9 protein-coding genes and 4 pseudogenes are annotated in these 17750 nt (G+C 53.7%); 4 read left to right on the forward strand and 9 right to left on the reverse strand.

What is annotated here, in order from left to right; translation table 11 throughout:
* Positions 1–8 precede the first annotated feature (8 nt).
* Positions 9–983, forward strand: a complete 975-nt coding sequence (locus BLW01_RS06660; RefSeq protein ID WP_092568728.1) for a D-2-hydroxyacid dehydrogenase — start codon at positions 9–11, stop codon at positions 981–983.
* Positions 984–1205: 222 nt separating this feature from the next.
* On the opposite strand, the gene BLW01_RS06665 is transcribed toward BLW01_RS06660, so the two are convergent.
* Positions 1206–1886 (reverse strand): GntR family transcriptional regulator, encoded by a 681-nt coding sequence (locus tag BLW01_RS06665; RefSeq protein WP_092568729.1) that lies wholly within the window; start codon positions 1884–1886, stop codon positions 1206–1208.
* Between the two features lie 144 nt (positions 1887–2030).
* Between BLW01_RS06665 and tnpC the strand changes: the two are divergent.
* Positions 2031–2648, forward strand: a pseudogene (tnpC, locus tag BLW01_RS06670) (IS66 family transposase); the annotation flags it as partial.
* A gap of 311 nt (positions 2649–2959) precedes the next feature.
* Here the strand turns inward: tnpC and BLW01_RS06675 are convergent.
* Positions 2960–3978: pseudogene (locus BLW01_RS06675) on the reverse strand (IS110 family RNA-guided transposase).
* 108 nt (positions 3979–4086) lie between these two features.
* Between BLW01_RS06675 and BLW01_RS06680 the strand changes: the two are divergent.
* Positions 4087–4308, forward strand: a pseudogene (locus tag BLW01_RS06680) (integrase core domain-containing protein); the annotation flags it as partial.
* Positions 4309–4513: 205 nt separating this feature from the next.
* Here the strand turns inward: BLW01_RS06680 and drmB are convergent.
* From drmB to BLW01_RS06720, 7 genes and pseudogenes are all read right to left on the reverse strand, one after another.
* A complete protein-coding gene (gene drmB, locus BLW01_RS18355; protein ID WP_139243920.1) occupies positions 4514–6403 on the reverse strand; it encodes a DUF1998 domain-containing protein in 1890 nt (629 codons plus the stop codon).
* Complete coding sequence (locus BLW01_RS06695) at positions 6400–10113, reverse strand: helicase-related protein (RefSeq protein ID WP_217635494.1); 3714 nt, start codon at positions 10111–10113, stop codon at positions 6400–6402. Before BLW01_RS06695 ends, drmB begins: the two co-directional genes overlap by 4 nt.
* Positions 10106–11842, reverse strand: a complete 1737-nt coding sequence (locus BLW01_RS06700; RefSeq protein ID WP_092568732.1) for a nuclease-related domain-containing DEAD/DEAH box helicase — start codon at positions 11840–11842, stop codon at positions 10106–10108. The genes BLW01_RS06695 and BLW01_RS06700 overlap by 8 nt, the downstream gene beginning before the upstream one ends.
* 11 nt (positions 11843–11853) lie before the next feature.
* On the reverse strand, positions 11854–13353 hold the full coding sequence (locus BLW01_RS06705; RefSeq protein WP_092568733.1) for a hypothetical protein: 1500 nt from the start codon (positions 13351–13353) through the stop codon (positions 11854–11856).
* A 2-nt stretch (positions 13354–13355) separates the two neighbouring features.
* Positions 13356–14282 (reverse strand): hypothetical protein, encoded by a 927-nt coding sequence (locus BLW01_RS06710; RefSeq protein ID WP_092568734.1) that lies wholly within the window; start codon positions 14280–14282, stop codon positions 13356–13358.
* Between the two features lie 430 nt (positions 14283–14712).
* Positions 14713–15252, reverse strand: a pseudogene (locus BLW01_RS18675) (IS3 family transposase); the annotation flags it as partial.
* A gap of 277 nt (positions 15253–15529) precedes the next feature.
* Entirely contained in the window at positions 15530–15991 is a 462-nt protein-coding gene (locus BLW01_RS06720) for a very short patch repair endonuclease (RefSeq protein WP_092568735.1), read from the reverse strand.
* 45 nt (positions 15992–16036) lie between these two features.
* On the opposite strand from BLW01_RS06720, the gene BLW01_RS06725 reads away from it, so the two are divergent.
* Positions 16037–17728 carry a DNA cytosine methyltransferase gene (locus tag BLW01_RS06725; protein ID WP_092568736.1) on the forward strand — a complete coding sequence of 564 codons (1692 nt, stop codon included), beginning with the start codon at positions 16037–16039 and terminating at the stop codon, positions 17726–17728.
* Positions 17729–17750: the final 22 nt, after the last annotated feature.

The following is a 17750-nucleotide window of genomic DNA, read 5'->3' on the forward strand; positions in this document are numbered from 1 at the left end:
GCTAGCTGATGTCCGCATCGAATTCCGTCACCCGTATCGTTTTCCTGGATCGTGAGACGCTATCGCGGGAAACGACGATTCGGGAGCCCGCGTTCCCTACGGAGCTGATCGAGCACGACCGGACCAGGCCGGACGAGGTCGCTGGCAGGATCTCTGAAGCCGAGATTGTCATCACTAACAAGGTGCCACTCGGTGCCGAAGTTCTTGCCGCCGCGCCACGGCTCAAGCTGATCGCGGTTGCGGCGACGGGGTATGATCGGATCGACCTGGATGCGTGCCGCGAGCGGGGCATCACGGTCTGCAACATTCGCGCCTATGCCGGCAATACCGTTCCGGAACACACCTTCGCACTGCTCCTCGCCCTCCAGCGCAGCATCATGCCGTATCGCCGTTCAGTGATCGACGGGCGCTGGGAAGATGCAGATCAATTCTGCTACTTCGACTATCCGATCGCCGATCTTTCAGGAAAGACCATCGGCATCGTAGGCAACGGTTTGCTTGGAAAATCGGTGGCCCGCATCGCCGAGGCCTTCGGGATGCGTGTCCTGTTCTCGAGCCACAAGGGCGTTGAAGGAATGGACCCGTATTACACGCCTTTCGAAGAGGTCATGCGGATTAGTGACGTGATCACGCTCCACTGCCCCCTACTGCCGTCTACCAAAAACCTCATTTCGGATGCCGAGTTCGGGATGATGGAGCGTTGCCCGCTCCTGTTGAACACCGCTCGAGGCGGCTTGGTGGACGAGGCTGCTCTGGAGCGGGCACTCGACGCTGACCGCATTTCCGGTGCGGGCTTTGATGTTGTCAGTAATGAACCACCGGGCGAGGACCACATCATGCGGCGCATCGCTCAGCGCGACAACGTGATTGTCACGCCCCATGTCGCCTGGGCAAGCCGCGAGGCTATCCAGTCGCTCGCCGACCAACTCATAGACAATATCGATGCCTTCATGGAGGGCAACCCCAAGAACGTTGTCGTTTGAAAAATAGGCAATAAGCACCTTGAGCCGCGACGCTTCCTGCATGAGTTATTCGAGGTAGCCGTCGTGGCGTCTCAATCCAAGTGACGCTTCTTCTGCGCTTCCGTCTCCGCCGCAGTGCCGTATGGTCGTCCGCCGAAAAAGGGGCCCAGCGAAAGGGGCGAGGTACTCGAGGCGGGCCGGCTAATGAAGTCAGGATATTATAATGGTAATGTTTACTCCCAACTACAATGTGCTATGACGTAGATTTATATCCTCATTCTGTCTTTTTTCACGGTGAATTAAAAATGTACATAATGTCGCTCTTAGATGAACAGTCATAACCTCGCTAGCATAGTCTTCTGACCCGATTTTTATAGCATGAACAAGCTCACGATGGTGATTCATAGACCGTTGCATATCTTCTTCTGAATAAATATAGAATCCTATTGTAATGGGTATCTCTACGAGATTTTGGGCAATCGCTGCAAGTCTTCTGGATCTGGCAGCATCCATTAGAGTAAAGTGAAATAGACGGTTTTGTTCCTGTATTTTTTTTAAATACCCTTCTGGCTTTGTCCTTACCAGTTCATCCATTTTAGTGGAAAATTCCAACAGGTTATTAATTTGTTCAGGCGTTGCTCTTAGTGCAGCCAACCCAGCAGCTTTCGATTCTATCTTTATTCTGAGTTCGAAAACTTCTTTGATATCATCAGTGTTCCAGGCAGAAACGAAGGATCCACGTCCCCGTTCTCGATACAGAAGACCGTCACGTGTAAGTCGGTTCATCGCCGCACGAACAGGTGTGCGACTAACGTCAAGAAGCTTTGCAATCTTTTCTTCCTTGACTTGCTCGTCAGGAGCAAGCTCGCCCCCCATTATCTGTCGCCGTAGAGTCGTATAGACTTGGTCAGTCAGTTTTGTCATATTGTCTATTCAAGAAGGTTGTCCAATATCTTAGCATGGTAACTCAAAGTGTCAGGTGGCTGTACATTGGCTGAATCGCTTCGAGTTTTCGTCAAGTCTGGTGGATGGTGGTCAGGCCGCATCTTCGTCTGATTGATCGGTTACGGCCGTCTGGTCACCGATGGCTATGAAGGCTATGCCGAGGTCGTGCGCCGTAACGGCCTCACCCATGCCGGCTGCTGGGCGCATGCTCGTCGCAAGTTCGTCGAGGCCCGGAAGGTGCAGCCCAAGGGCAAGACCGGTAAGGCCGACTGGGCCATAAACCAGATCCGCAAGCTCTACGCGGTGGAGAAACAGGCCAAGGCGCTGGAGCCCGAGGCTCACCGAGCACTGCGTGAGCAGCAGAGTCGACCACTGATCGACCAACTGCGTATCTGGCTCGACAAGTCGCTGAACCAAGTGCTGCCGAAGAGCGCGCTGGGCAAAGCGCTGCATTATCTGGATGGTCAGTGGGAGCGACTGACACGCTTCCTCGATGATGGCCTGATCCCGCTGGACAACAACCCGGCCGAGAACGCCATCCGCCCTTTCGTGGTGGGTCGCAAGAACTGACTCTTCAGTCACACCCCGAGCGGTGCCCACGCCAGCGCAGCGATCTATAGTCTGATCGAGACGGCCAAGGCCAATGGGCTCTCACCTTACGACTACCTGCAGTTCGTGTTCGAGACCCTGCCGACGCTCGGCGCGGATGACGAACTCGATTCGCTACTACCTTGGAACTGAAAGGATACCCTGCCAGCTTAAGATGGGGTTCGTGGACCGTATATGGAATCCTCCCCGTTTGCTAGCATGAGACGCGATGAGCGGTAGGTACGACTGCACACGTATATCCGGTCTCGTTAATGATGCTAATCGCATCGGACCCTGATGGGCTATCCGCACGTCAGCTCCCATTCGCTTACACGAGCTTTACGGCTCAACGGTCCAGAGGGGTTTTCTGACGTCGGTTCGACCTGTTCGCCATCTAGCAGCATGCTCAGCAATCGTGGTAGTGGATCACCCTTGTGAACAAAACCTTGAAATACAAGGTGTGACTATTGGTACGCAGCCTGCGAAGCCAAGTCGGGATCGTAGTCCACATCCCAGCGGGTGATGGCCCAGGCAATACGCGCCGTCTTGTTGGCGAGGGCGACGACGGCCACATTGGCATGCTTGCGCTCGGCCAACTGCCGGACCCATTGGCTAAGGTGGTCCTCCTTGTTCCCGGTGTGGCGGAAAACCGCCCTGGCGCCATGCACTAACAGCTTGCGCAGGTAGCTGTCGCCGCGCTTACTGATGCCCAGCAGACGGTCGCGCCCACCGGTGCTGTGTTGGCGGGGTGTCAGGCCCAGTGAGGCGGCAAAGTCCCGGCCGCGCCGGAACGCCTGGCCATCGCCAAGAGCGCCCGCCAGGGCACTGGCCGTCAATGGGCCGACACCCCGTAACGTCATCAAGCGTGTTGCCACCGGGTCGGCTTGCACTTGCTGCTCGATGCGCGCCGTGATCGTCGTAATACGTTCATCCAGATGGCGCAGATCCTCGGCAAGGCCGGCCAGTAGCACGCAGAACGCATCGGTCAGACCGTTCTCGGCATCTTCCAGCCAGCGTGGCAGGATCGCTCGCAGTTGACCGACACCGACCGGCGCCACTAGACCGTACTCGCCGACCAGGCCGCGAATCTGGTTGGCCTTGGCCGTCCGCTGATACACCAACTCTTCACGGATCCGGTGCGCTGCCTGGACATCCCGAAACGCATGTTGGGCCGACTCATGGTTTCACAGATTGCCTCAGCATCGACCCGGTCATTCTTGTTGCTCTTGACGTAGGGCTTGACGAACTGTGCCGCGATTAGCTTGACGTGATAACCGCGCGTCTGAAGTTCACGCGCCCAGTGGTGGGCGGAGGCACACGCTTCCATACCGATCTCGGCACCGACAGGGACGCGATTGGCAATGGCGTCCAGCCACTTGTCCCGTGAGTATTTGCCACGCCACTGCACCTGGTCATGGCGATCCACGCCGTGGACGTGAAAGACTGACTTTGCGATATCGACGCCGACCCGACTAATGTTCATGGGGAGTTCTCCTCATCCTTTGGCTGGTCAGTGATGCACTCACCCACCAGTGTGGCGCAACGACGCCGAAGTAGGGTGGGGAGGACTCCATCCCATTGCTTACATTACTACGACAACGCGCTGGCCGAGACGGTAATCGGGTTGTTCAAGACCGAGGTGATCCGCCAACGCGGGCCATGGCCGCACCTGGAAGCCGTTGAGTTCGCCACTTTGGAATGGATCGTCTGGTTCAATCACCGGCGGCTCCTGGAGCCGATCGGCAACATGCCACCGGCCGAGCGAGAAGCCCTGTATTATGAGCAACAGGGTCAGGCCAAGCAGGCGGCCTGACTCAAACCAACGAGTCTCCGAGAAAGCCGGTACGGTTCAGCTAACGCCTGAGACGGGTATCATGTCTCGCTTAACGCGGTGTCCAGAATCAGCGGGTCGGATCACCCTGATCTACTTGATCCAACGAACACACAGCGTCAGGCTGCTCGCTACTGCCATTAGTCATCAAAACCTCCCCAAAGGCGCTCTTTTCATGGAGGAATTTCTAAGCTTCATTCCTCAACAGGCCGTCAAAGAAACCACTGCCATCCTGCGTTTCAGAAACCAATAGTCGCCTGTCGAGGAGCATGTTCATATGTTCGCACGAGGTCTCCGGCAACAATGCGCAGCCATGGCACGCTGCCAGATTCAATGAATTGGGCCCCTGCCCGCCCATTCGGGCCGCCTCAGTACATACAGGATCTGATGAGCACCAGGCTGCCTCTGAAAGCGCTTGAAGGGTAATCGGAATGAGCAGATCAGGGTCCGACATCGACATCAGCCCTCCGAGAGATCCCTCGGTATCGCCGGCAGCGGTATAGATCAGCACGCCGGTCATGGGCGCTTCTGGCTCCGCAGAGACATAAAGCCGTTCGCGCAGGGATGCAGTACTGTAACCGCATTCAAATATCAGACTGTTGATCAGAATATGTGACAGGGTATGCACCAGTATGTAACGAGGAGAAATAATCTCGACGTCAAAATTGATCATTGGATTGTCATGAGCCCGATCCCTGAGTCCTGATATCCTTTTACTCAGCCAGACTTCATTTCGCGACTCCCACTCAGAAAGCCTGCTTTCGTCAAGTTCAACGTAGATGCCCTCTCCGTAAACCCTTAAAGCGGGAAGCCAACGATTCTTCGGTTTTTCAGGAATACTCCTGCAGATGGTGGAATAGTATCCATTACCAGAAGATCTTCGCCCCGACTCAAGTCGGTCGAAGCCCTGCAATGCCCGCGTTTCTGTCAATCGCTCAACCCGACTAACCGTTGAGAAGAAACGATTAAAGTTATTCTCTCCAAATCGTTCCATGTCCAGTGACCAGGAGCGGATTGGCGTCCGATCAACATCCGATATCAGAATGTTTCTTTCCTGTCGCCGATGAGTGGTCTCTTCACTGTCGCCGGGAACATTTTCATGTTTCAAACCACTCCCATCTCCAAGAACACACTCGGCAGCTTTTAGAAGGGTTTGCGAGTCAAAATCCAGAATTCGGGGACCGCCTCTATTACGCAATTCCCCGAGTAACTCATCATGATCGTCTTCATCTTCGAGCAGGGCCTTGAGCCATGGCCGGGCTTTCCTACCTACAGACGTTTCAAGTATATCGACCACTTCAGCGAGACCCTCGGCGGCCTCGACCGGAATCTTCAACGAGCTAACGAGGCGCGGAAAATGCAAGTTAGTGGCCTGTCTGAGAATACCCACCAAAGGCCGGCCACAACCGCCTTCCTCCTTGAAAGCACTACCAAGCCAGGGCATCGCCCCATCACAGGCAAACAATTGGTCGGGCGCGAGACTGGATGTGAGTTCACTCTTAGGACCTTCCCGGGTGTCTTCAAAGCGTGTAATTCCCGCAAGGCTTCTTTTTACATTGGGACCGCATTCGCAACTGACCCAGAGACTGGCGAGTGAACCCCCACTCCCTGTCAACCTCATCGGTTGTCGGCAGGTAACGTCTACCTGCTTGTGGACCCACTCCCGCCATGGGAAATCATGAATATGTCCATTGCTGCAGGCGGCAACAAAACGCACCTGGTGCAGACGGCCCCTGCATCCATCTTGCTCACAGGCTGGCGTCCTCCTAGCCAGAGGTGTGATCTTCTGCAGGCGGTTACAGCTCCCGCAGACATGCCAGGCAGGGAACCGAAACGTTGGCAGCGGCTTCCAACGAGCATCCTCGGTCTCAACATGATCCGGAGGTAACCTGAAATGATCTACCCCAAGTCGATTCGCCAGCCTGTCATCTTCCAGCCTGCACTCATCAATCTGCCTGCTGCCACTTGCAAACCAGTGGTCAATACCGGAGATCAGCATGGAAACGCCGCGCTCATCCACGTAAAGAGCGCCGGGACCAAATGTGGTTATGAGTTGTCCCTTTCTAATAGCGGTCATCCCTCATCTCCTTCCTCTGCATACGGGTCGGACCAAGCAATGCCCAGCCTTACCTCACCGTCCACAGTCCGCATACTGGTTGGCGCAGGCCACGCGTATTTTCGCAGCTGTCCCGAATCAGGAGATCCGAGCGGAAAAATCGCATCACCATCTTCAAAACGGTTCAGATTTCCCCAGTTCGCAAAATTTGGTTGACGTTTTTCCCACAGATCCCTGCTTTGTCTGAGAAATCTCGAAACATTGCTTCTTTCAGACTCAGACATAAAACTCCCTCGCTTATCCAGAAGAAGTTCGATGAACTCATCGAGGCGCTCCATAGCCACACCCTCCCCTGGCCGGGTCCCGGAGGGTGTTGTCTGCCTGATATAACCGACACAGACTGCACGAAGCGCCCTTTCAATAGCAGGCAATGACCAGGGCGTAACGCTGGCAGGCTCAACCTGAGAATAGAGGCGCTGGTGATAGGCCCGGAACCTCTCATAATGGGACCGATCGCGAGGCCGCGTCGCTGAGTACAGCGTGACGACGAGCCCCGGCCTTTCCGACCACTTTCGCCCAACTCTGCCAGACACCTGAATATACTGTGCTGTTGTTTTCGGTTGCCCGACTATCGCCATCAGACTCAGCCGGTCGATATCAATGCCCACCTCGATAATATTTGATGCGAGACATATATCGACAACGCCCTTTCCTTTGAGTATGTCCATGACCGACTGCAATTCGGCAGGCACGTTCCCTGTCCGGCCTCTGACGTCTTGCTGAACGTCATGAAGAATTCGGTAACTCTCGACGGGAATATCACCGCTCTTTAGCGCTTCCAATAGCCATTCGGCGTTTCCCCGGACCGTCCTGTCACCGAGGCCACTAACCACATTCTGCAAAGCTGATTGAATGGTTTCGGGCGATATGTCTTCTAGCTTCTGCTGCAGTTTGTGGATCGCCATTGGCACCTGTTCAGCGGTGAGCCGGCTTGTCAGCTCTTCATCCCTGTTGATGTATCGACTGAAATGCAGCGGTGACGCCCTTCGGCTTATGGACGTCAATCGCTCCGGGATGTCGCTCTGCACAATTGTTTTTGCGCCGCCAAGCTCCCGGATCGAGTTATAAAATACAAGCAAGGACCGGTAAGCATCCCTATGGTCAAAAGGCCTCAGATGATTTGATGCATCAACAAGGGCTGCGAACGCGTTCCTCTGAACACTCAGCTGGGACCCGAGACCCGGACTGTGAATGCCGACGTATTTTCGACCGGGAGACAACGCACCATTTTCCTGTCGGTGGTACCTCGCGAAAAACGAATCCTCTGCATCAAGGGCAGGGGGCGGGAAAAGCCGGGTCTCGCTGCGACCATAAAGTCCACGCACCTGAGCCTCGTATCGTCTCGTCGTGGCCGTGGCACAAACAATTTTCGGCAGTTTATTTCTGCCACTGCGGTGATCTGTACAAAGCTCCTCAATCAACGGTTCATAAAGACCAACCATGGATCCCAGCGGCCCGGTAATAAGGTGAAGCTCATCCTGAATGATCAGTCCCGGCGGGTTGGTTTCACGCTTCCCGCTTTCTCCAATACCAAAGAGGTTCCGGATCTCAGGTTTCCACGCCAGCATGGCGAACTTATCGACCGTACCAACGACGAGCGACGGCCTGTGCCGATAGATGTCAGTATCCACGATGTAGATAGGGAGGTGATCCGAAAAATCGCACTGGGGATCACTGCACCTGAACTCTACTGTGGATGGATCCGACGTCTCATGGTAGCCAAAGACTTCGTTCCCCTTGCCGCCGGACTTTTCCTGAGGTCCCATCTGAGCGGAACACCATGGACAGCGATCAAAGAGAAAAGGATTGGGCGCAGAAGAATCTTTTCTCAGTTTCTTAAGCGCTTGAGCTGCCTCATTTCCCCGGTTCGGAGTGGTGGAGCCACCAACCCAGAGTCCGATTCCGAAAGCCCCTCCCGGGATGTTATGTTCTTTCCTTAGAGATTCCAGGGCACACATCAACGTAGCGCCTCTCTGAAGCTGCTGTGCAGTCAGGAGTCGGAGAGTGTAGCGCATCAGAACCTGCACTCCCGCAGCCTCATCTCCGAAACAGAATCGTTCATAGAGCATCAGAAACGCTGCCAGGCCGAGATAGGCCTCCGTTTTCCCTCCGCCTGTTGGGAACCAGATGAGTTCAACCGCATCATGCATTGGATCATCGTGGTTAACCGCAGACTTCAGACTCATCAGGATAAAGCCAATCTGGAAGGCCCTCCACCGTCCATGAGTTGCAGACGGTTTGAAGGGGGCATCAAATGAAATACAACCAAGGTCATCCCGAGTGAATTTCCTGATTCCCTCGGGCGCATGCTGTTGTTGCAAGAGCATGGCCCGATTCATAAGGGAAAACGCCTTCAGTGCTGCATCGTCAGAGGCAAGAAATCGAAACCCATCCTGCATTCGCTTCATTGCCTCATGACAATCATTCAGGTTCTGGATTCCCTGCTCCTGAAGATCATCAGGAATCCGTCCGGAATCCACCTTATTCTGCTGCTCATCAATCCATTCGCCATAATGGTCTACAACCTGGCGCAGCTGCCAATAACCATCTCCTTCCGGCTCATCCGATATCTGGGCACAGGCCTCCATGGACACCTGAAGACTTTCGCCAGAAGGAAGCGTTACATCAGGGGTGATACTCGGAACCTCGTATTCAGGAATGACTGCTGAAGATACACAGTCCACCCGCTGAGCACCCTCTCCCGTAACGGCATTCCAGTCCACCGAACAACCATGTCCGACAGCAAAAACCGGATCTTTACGATACAGAAGCTGGTTGCTTACAACCTCGGGATCATCAGACTTCCCCAGGATCTCGGGATAAGGAAGAATACTTTCCTCACCGTCTTCACCTGAGAGTTCAACTTCGAAATGAGACTGAAAAAGGGCACATTCATTCCGGGCCTGATAAGTGCCCGGTTCGCTCTCATTGACAAGAGCGACTGTGACCAGCCGTTGTCTGGGATCATGGTGAGGGCGCGAGTAAACATACAGGGCGAGCCTGATGCCACGCCCATACAGCGGATCATTCCGGTCGATACAATCGATTCTCAGCCCGTTACTATGACGCCACGACTCAGGTACTTCAAGCTTTCTGGAAAACTCCTGTCTGTACCACCACTTCTTTTCACTGTCTTTCACGCCGACATCGAAGGGATGGTAAAAGCCCCCCGAGACAGTAACGTCAAATGTTCGTGCTGTTGCCGTATCACCCAGGAAGCTGAGTGCCATACTTCTTGGAAGGCGGGCATTGGAGAGTGAGAGGTCAAGATCATAGCCTTGATCCTCGCCAGGTTCCTCCTGGTCATCATCCGGATTCTCAAAACCCTCCGACGGCTCTTCCGATGTTTCTATATCACTATCTGGTTCGCTCCCATAGGTTTCCGAGCCGACCTCCACTTCTCCTTCCACGGCATCTTTTGGGTAGAGAATACCCGTGCCATAACGAAGTAAAGGGGTCTCCCTAAGAATTTCTTCTCCAGTCTCAGCAACTACCCAGTTTCTGTGCAGTTCTTCCGGCTGCATTACCACGAACGGCTTGACTGAAAGCGGTTCGCCCGCCGGATCAGGCCCCAACATTTCCCGCTTCAGTCTGTCCAGGACAACCTCATCTCTCGACTGATCTCCTGACAAGGCCGTTTGCGCCATCGTCCCTGCGTTATTCTCAGCCATAACCATCACCTGCTAACAATCTCTGAACCTGCGGCATTGCCTTGCGATCGAGGAAAAGATAAAGATTCACTTTGGCCCTGGTCGTCGCCGTGTAGAGGAGCTTCCTCGACTCAAGACTCTCGATGTCTTCGATATCCGTAACCATCACAACTGAATTCTCCAGCCCCTTGAAGCTGTGGATCGTCGTATAGCCCACATCCCCCGTCCCTCTTTCCTTTTCCGGTCTAAGCGCTGCGAAGCCTTTCTCACGGGCAAGTTCGGAAGAAGAGGAGCGGGCTCTCGAAGACAGAACCGTGATCGATTCCGGAGGGTAGCCGGCATCGAGCAGGACTTGGAGTTCCCGTACCAACTTTTCCGCCTGTTCATCGCGATCCCGGTAATAAAAGAAGCGCGGCTGCAATTCTTCTTCTCTTTCACGCATGATCAGGCTGTAAAGCTCTCCAAACTGCCCCAGCATCTGACTCTGTTCGACAACCTCATGAGGGTTACGGCAGTTGACGGAGAGCGGGTATACAGCAATATCAGGAATACGATCTCTGACTCTCTCCAGGAACGAGCTTTCCGGTTCATCTGCAAAAATGGCCTGCCCCCTGAAATCACCGAAAAGCTGCAGCCGTCCGGCGCTGAGGCCGCCGATTACCGCGAGGTCAAGCAAATCAAGCCATACATCGTGAGATACAATATCCTGCGCCTCATCCATAATGACCTGATCGTACTCCGCACCTTCGAGAGCTCCTTCAAGCAAACTGTCTGTCGCGAGAAGTGGCAAAGACTCATCCCAGAACTCCTGACTGTCTTCAACCTTGACCCCGGGAGCGAGTTTCATAAGAAATGAGTGGAAGTTTGTGACATCAACACGATCTGAAAGGGGTTTCAGGATATTCCTAACCTGGTCGGCCAGAGGCCTGTTGAAGCAAAGCCACAAAACCTTCCTTTTAGAATCGGAACTCCTCCGGGCTGCCTCAATCGCAAGCACCGTCTTCCCTGTTCCTGCGGGTCCTGTATATAGAACTCTCGAATTGAATTCAGCCAGTTCGAGAGCACGGAACTGCTCTTCCGTGTAGCGGATGACCTCATTCTCATATAATAAGAGCTGTTCCTCAGGGGTCTGACTGATCTCCACCGGAGGCCTGAGCACCATCAGCAGCTCTTCAACCTGTTTTTTACCGGGTACATTCTGGCCGTTAAACCATCGACATGAATCCAGGGTCCTGTAATGTTCCCGCTCTTTTTCAAGCACCTCGTTGATGACCCGACCAATGCCACGAGCTCTGTAACGCCGGGAACTTATCGACTGCCAAGGGCGCCACTCCGGAGACTGCTGCTCAAAGTTGCAGTGCGTGAAAATTACCGCAGAAAAGAAAGGGATCGAGTTGAACTTTGTTGACCGGTTCTGCACGTATTCTCTGAGAGAGTGCATCGATTCGGAGACTTGGGTGAATGGGCTGGTATCATTACCAGTACTATCTGCCCCGAGATACCATCTTCCCTCTTCATCCCGTTTTACCTGCCTGTGCGCCTTTACCTCAAGCGCCAGAACACCCATTTCTGGAACAATGATCAGAAAATCCAACTCTCCAGAAATCGAACTTCGATGATTTGCTACTTCAAGCTGATGCAGCACAACCCAGTTTCTGGTCAGAGGATCGTCTCTCAACCTCTGGAAAAGTTCCCTTTCCCCAGGACTTTTCACAGCCTCATCACACTTCGAAGGAATCATACGCGCCATTGAAAAGCCCTTTAACTGAAATCCATGCCCACTGCATGAATCTCATGGATCTGAAAGGTAAACCCATGAGTCTCGAAAACAGCACCATCCGTAAAAGCTCCGGACTTCAGCTCTGATTCCAGATCTGAAACAGCTGTTTCAAACCTGCTGGCCACCGCATCCCTCCCGGACTCACGGTGGGCAGTGCGCACCCTGCTGACCAGATCCATGTAGTACCTGTGGCACCCTTCAGGAATCTGCGCATAGCGAAGGACGGCTCTGAAATCATTCTCAAGATCCCTGGGTGCGTTAACCCTTATATCACTGGGTTCCATCCAGTTCTTTATATTAGTCTCATTCGCGCTGCTGCCAGCACCCAGCTCCCTTAATCTCCTCTCAAGAATATATGGCTGGGACTGGAGCTTTCTCAGCGGTTTTTTCCAGTTCTCCATTTCCTTCTGCCAGCCTTCCGGCGCTCCCTCATCCAGATCAATATCGTTTTCGGCTCCGTCTTCCCATAAAGCTAATGAACTGCCAACTGAAAGTTCCTCAGCCGATTGAATCCTTTCTATTCTGACGTTCTTATTCTGATCAATGATCACGCGTTGGAGCCCAGTGTCCAGTGCACGCCATCCGGCCTTGAAAAGGACCTTTATTTTGTGAGTGGACGAAACGCTAGTACCCGATTCTGTCTGAGACCGATGATTTGGAGGTTCGAGTGTTTCATCACTGTTTTCCTCCTCCCTAGGTTGCTGAGACCAGCCGGAACTAGGTGCCTCCCAAACCGTTAATGAAACGGCCTCCTCGTCAACCCTGACAGCTTCCGCCCCCATTCCTATCGACCTACCAGTCGGAGTCTGGAATAGATCAACCTGAGAGAGACTAGCCGCATGCCAACCGGGCTGGATGATTACCAGCCTTTTGGCGGGTGGCACCCGAAGGATGGGCTGGTGCCACTTCAAAGGTCCACCCAGAATCAGGGGAACGGAGCTTCCCTCCCGGATAAGGCTCTTCCAGCTGCAGCTTTTACAGTACGTCGTAAGTTCCGTTTCCGTGAGAGAGGATTCAATCTGTGGAGTAGCCTTGGAAAACCTGACACCAAACGAGAAAGGAGCTTGCTCAACTTTCAACCCCGCCCTGTCCAAATAACCATCGAGGAAAAACTTTTCCAGCGCAGCCTGAACCAGAGTTACCGGGCTCCTCTCAAGCTCTTCAATAAGCAGCCGAAGCTCCGACAGGGACCCAGCTGCATCCGGATACCCCTGGGAAATATCTTCAATTGACTGGTACAGACGGGGCAGATCGACTCCCATTGTGGAAGTCCAGTCCCTCAGTGGCTGGGTGTAGCCAATGGTAAGGACCTCTCGAATCGTCTGAATGAACTCCTCAACAACCTCATCCGGCTCCTGCCCCATTATTCGCTTAAGCCCAAAATAGCACCGCTCAAGCCGCAAATAGACCGGGTGATTTACTTTTACGATAGTCAGGCGCGTGGGACTATCATCTTTCCATACCTCAAACGGCATCAGCATTATTATCGCCCCTGAAACGCCAACGCTGATATTTCAACATCCGCAGGCTTACGCTCAAGGAGCTCCGAGAACTCCTCATCCGGACACTCCCCATCGATGATCAGTGGATACCAGCCAAGCTGCCCCATCCGCCCGGTCAACTGCTCAGTGAATGTAGCAGCCTTGTAAGCAAGATTGACATCGTTCGCGCCCAGGCAGCATACAACCGACTGTTGAGGAGACGGCTCCTGCGGCGGAATATCACCACTCCATATTTCAAACTCGGACTGAACCGTGCCCTGTGTTCGGGAGCTGAGGAGCTTTATGGCTTCGGTATGGCGGGGAAGGTTTTTAGTACCTTCAACCTTGAGGATATCGCCAAGGGAGCGAGACAGCAAGCTACCACAAAAATCCACTGAGAAAACCTCCAACCTAGCGGCTTCCATTAAGGCCGTTCTGTTCCCTATAATTCTTGTTGAGGCAACATTCAGTTGATGCTGAGAGACTCGTTCTTTTCTTTCTATCTTTTTAAGCCAGTCACCTGCCCTACTGGTTTTGGGGATTACCATTCCATCCAATCGACTCGGGGGAACATATTGAGTTAAACTCGTGCGCTGAAATTTGCAGAGGTAATCCCCATTGATTTCTTCCAGCCCTAAATAAATAGCCCTGACGGCATTCAAGCCGTCTTCACTTAAAAGGACATTTGGCTTACTTTCCAGTTCATCCAGAATGTCTTTATCATTCTGATGGCTTTTTTCAAGAAGGGAGCTCGCAACCGCAAAACTTGAAAAAACATCGTCAGGGCATACCACGCAGACGTAAAGGCCGACCCTAGCATACGCCCATTGTCCTATTGCATTCAGAAACTCCCACCAGTCAGGCATCGATCTGCGGGACGTATATAGGATGTCCATAAAGTTCCACCTCGTCCCGGTTTCCTTGGTCATTAACTTTCGCGTCATTGAAGGTGCTGCTTTCAAGTACCATATAGTAGGCTCGTCTCCTGTTAAACCCCCAATTCCGAGATGGGTGACATGTTCTACCAAGGAAGTTTAGAACAGACTACCAAGCAGGTCGCAGCGTAGGCCTACAATGCAACAGAGACGGTAATGATCCTACGCAGACTTGCCCAAGGGACAAGGGAACGCGCAGAGTCAGGCAGGATAAAAACTTGAGGAACTGGGGACCCCGAAGAAGCCAACTCCTCAGAACGCAAAATCGAACCTTACAGAGAACAAGCGGGGAAGGCGTTTCTCCCAGTATCGATATACTCCCGTAGATAACGCCTCCGTCCCGTTGATAATTTCTTCCCATATCCAATATCGGCGTCAGAGCTATAAGTCCGTAGAGGGTCGCGGCGCTTTTTCATGGGCTCTTTCATGCTGTGTTCCCTAGGCTTTCACGGTATTCGAGAGGGCTCAAGGCACCTAGTGACATTTTAATCCTTATCTCGTTATACCACCGTATGTCGGTATCCACGACCTCCATGAACTGCTTGAGAGAGGTGGTTCGCCAATTTCTGTGGCAGAAGAGTTCCGTCTTGAGCCGACCAAAGAACCCTTCGCAGGCTGCGTATCCGGTGTGCAGCCTATACGAGACATCGATCGAGTCAGCTTCGCATCCTTGATATGCGTTAGCCATCCTGGCCAACGGTAGTGTGCTTCTCGATCTGAGTGGACCATAGGCCACTCGTCGGCGCCCAGCGTGTTGATGGCTTAACCAAGCATCGTGTTCGCCATCTAGGCACCAAGCCTGGTACCGATTGACCAACTGACTACCAGGCCATCAAAACAGTCGATCATCGGGGATAGGTACACCTTGCCTTCAGGCAGTTGGAACTCCGTCATGTCAGTCAACCACTTCTCGTTAGAGGACGCTGTATGAGAAATTGGGATTGACTAGGTTGTCTACCGCAGGGCCTTGGGGTGCCGAGAGCGACGTTGTAGCGCAGCGGCAACCGTATCGTGCGGGCAATAGTAACGGAATCGGAGTAGAGGGCGAAGCGGATTCACATGGCTGATCCACCTCTCTGGCCAAGAGGTACTACAGGCAAGCAGCTGAGACACACTGTCGGCACCGTTCCTAATACCATCTCCGAACCTGGTAATTCTAGCTCCACGAGGATAACCTGGTATCATACGCCGTCCGGAAACGGTTTCGACGGATTACGGTCTCCGTCTTGGAAAATTTTAGGCTAGGCAGGGCGAAGCCTTGGCGGGCAGGATGGCCATTCTTGATACTGGTTGACAGCATGGATCAGTTCCGGAATGTCGGGCAACTGGTCACGGCAGTGCTTGAAACCGCATTCCCAGACCACGAGGACACGCCATCCCAATTGCTTCAGATTCTCGCATGCCTCCCGGTCGCGGCGAACATTTGCCTCGAACTTGGCTTCCCAGAATGACGCTCTAGTGCCAGGTGTCGTGGCGTAGTAGCAGCCAGTGTGCCGATGCCAGAAGCAGCCATGCACGAAGATGACAAGGTGATGACGCGGCAAGACGAGATCAGGGGATCCCGGCAGATCCTTGCGGTGAAGCCTGAACCGATATCCCCGGGCATGAAGGTACTTGCGCAGAGCGAGTTCAGGATGAGTGTCACGCCCCTTTATCGTCCCCATCATACGCGAGCGAGTCGAACGATCGACAACATCGGGCATAGTTATCGCCCCCAATTTCCATGAACGTATTGCAGGTTTTCATCGATGACGAAGCCGATTCACGTGGTTGACCTCTTCGCCGGGCCTGGCGGTCTGGGCGAGGGTTTCAGCTCGATCCGGAGGTCCGACGGAAGTCGGCAATTCAAGACACTCGTGTCCGTAGAGAAGGAACCTCCCGCCCATCGCACGCTGACGCTGCGCGCATTTTACCGACTCCTGCTTGACAGTGGGATGGGCATGTCAGCGTACTATGACTACCTGCAGGGAGGCGAACATCCTTCAGAGCGTGCAGACGTTCAGCACCTGTGGGATCAAGCCCAGGAAGAGGCCCTTTGCCTCGAGCTGGGAAGTGATGATGGCAACCGAGTCCTCGAGCACTGCCTCCGGGAAAAGCTGGCAGGCTGCGACAACTGGGTGCTGATTGGCGGGCCCCCCTGCCAGGCATACTCGGTTGTTGGTCGAGTCCGCAATCGCGGCAACAAGGATTATCGCCCCGAGGAGGACAATCGGCATTTTCTATATCGAGAATATCTGGACGTGATCGCCAAGTTCCAGCCGGCCGTGTTTGTCATGGAAAACGTCAGGGGTATGCTGACGTCACGGATAGGCAAAGAAAGGATCTTCGGTCAGATACTGGAAGACCTGCACGACCCAACCACGGCTACCGGGCATGAGGGACCGGGGAGCCCAATTTCCGGCAGAGATAGGTACACGCTTTTCTCTCTTGAGAATGACCGAGTCTACTTTCCGAGAACCACAAGACTGTTCGGCTCTCCAGAACCCCTCGAGGAGAACGAATATAATTCTTTCGTGATCAAGGCCGAGGATCATGGAATCCCCCAAGCTCGTCATCGCGTCATCCTGGTCGGAGTTCGAAACGATATTGTCAGTCGTGTCAGCGCACCGACCATGGCAACTTTTTTGCAAATGCCGAAGACCGAGGAAACGACAACTGTCGGACACGTTCTTTCCGAACTACCGGCGTTGCGTAGCGGATTGAGTCGCGGTGATTCCGAAGAGGGCTGGTATGCAACTATCAGGAAAGTTGCCAAAAGAGTTGCTGAAGAGTTACTACAACACCATAGCGAGCACATCAGCCAGGAGTTGAGGGAGCGTATTGCGGAAGAACTTCAGGAAATTGCGAGAACCCCACATGAAGGGCTGAACAGACGCCACGAGCCCGTGGCCGTGACTAGAAACGTTGGCCCGACATCAGAACTCGAGAAGTGGTACCACGGCGCTCAGAGTCCGAATATGAAGGGGGTGTGGTACAACCATGAGGCTAGGAGTCACATGGAGGAAGATCTTGCCAGATATCTGTACTGCGCGACCTTTGCCAAGGTCGTGGGGCACTCGCCGACTGGTACCAAGGAAATCTATCTCGACTACCTTGCTCCCAGGCATGCCAACTGGAAGTCCGGCAAGTTTGCCGACAGGTTCAAGGTAGTCCTTGAGGATCAGCCATCCAAGACAATAACGAGCCACATATCCAAGGATGGTCACTATTTCATCCATTACGATCCAAGACAGTGCAGAAGCCTGACTGTGCGAGAAGCAGCACGGCTGCAGACGTTCCCGGATGATTACTACTTCGAGGGCAACCGCACCGAGCAGTACGTTCAAGCAGGAAATGCCGTACCCCCACGACTTGCTCAGCGCATTGCCGTCAAAGTGATGGAAGTTCTGGACCGGGCACAGGCAAAAGAGGAGGAGCAGGCTCCGGAAATGCAGGCCTGAGCCAGAGTCTCAGGTATTTCCC

This window comes from Aidingimonas halophila, from assembly GCF_900106955.1.
Taxonomy (GTDB): Bacteria; Pseudomonadota; Gammaproteobacteria; order Pseudomonadales; family Halomonadaceae; genus Aidingimonas; species Aidingimonas halophila.

Bases quoted from the DNA above. Each gene is read 5' to 3' on its own strand.
- BLW01_RS06660 (WP_092568728.1), top strand. From the start codon at position 9: ATGTCCGCATCGAATTCCGTCACCCGTATCGTTTTCCTGGATCGTGAG.
- BLW01_RS06665 (WP_092568729.1), bottom strand. From the start codon at position 1,886: ATGACAAAACTGACTGACCAAGTCTATACGACTCTACGGCGACAGATA.
- drmB (WP_139243920.1), bottom strand. From the start codon at position 6,403: ATGACCGCTATTAGAAAGGGACAACTCATAACCACATTTGGTCCCGGC.
- BLW01_RS06695 (WP_217635494.1), bottom strand. From the start codon at position 10,113: ATGGCTGAGAATAACGCAGGGACGATGGCGCAAACGGCCTTGTCAGGA.
- BLW01_RS06700 (WP_092568732.1), bottom strand. From the start codon at position 11,842: ATGGCGCGTATGATTCCTTCGAAGTGTGATGAGGCTGTGAAAAGTCCT.
- BLW01_RS06705 (WP_092568733.1), bottom strand. From the start codon at position 13,353: ATGCTGATGCCGTTTGAGGTATGGAAAGATGATAGTCCCACGCGCCTG.
- BLW01_RS06710 (WP_092568734.1), bottom strand. From the start codon at position 14,282: ATGACCAAGGAAACCGGGACGAGGTGGAACTTTATGGACATCCTATAT.
- BLW01_RS06720 (WP_092568735.1), bottom strand. From the start codon at position 15,991: ATGCCCGATGTTGTCGATCGTTCGACTCGCTCGCGTATGATGGGGACG.
- BLW01_RS06725 (WP_092568736.1), top strand. From the start codon at position 16,037: ATGACGAAGCCGATTCACGTGGTTGACCTCTTCGCCGGGCCTGGCGGT.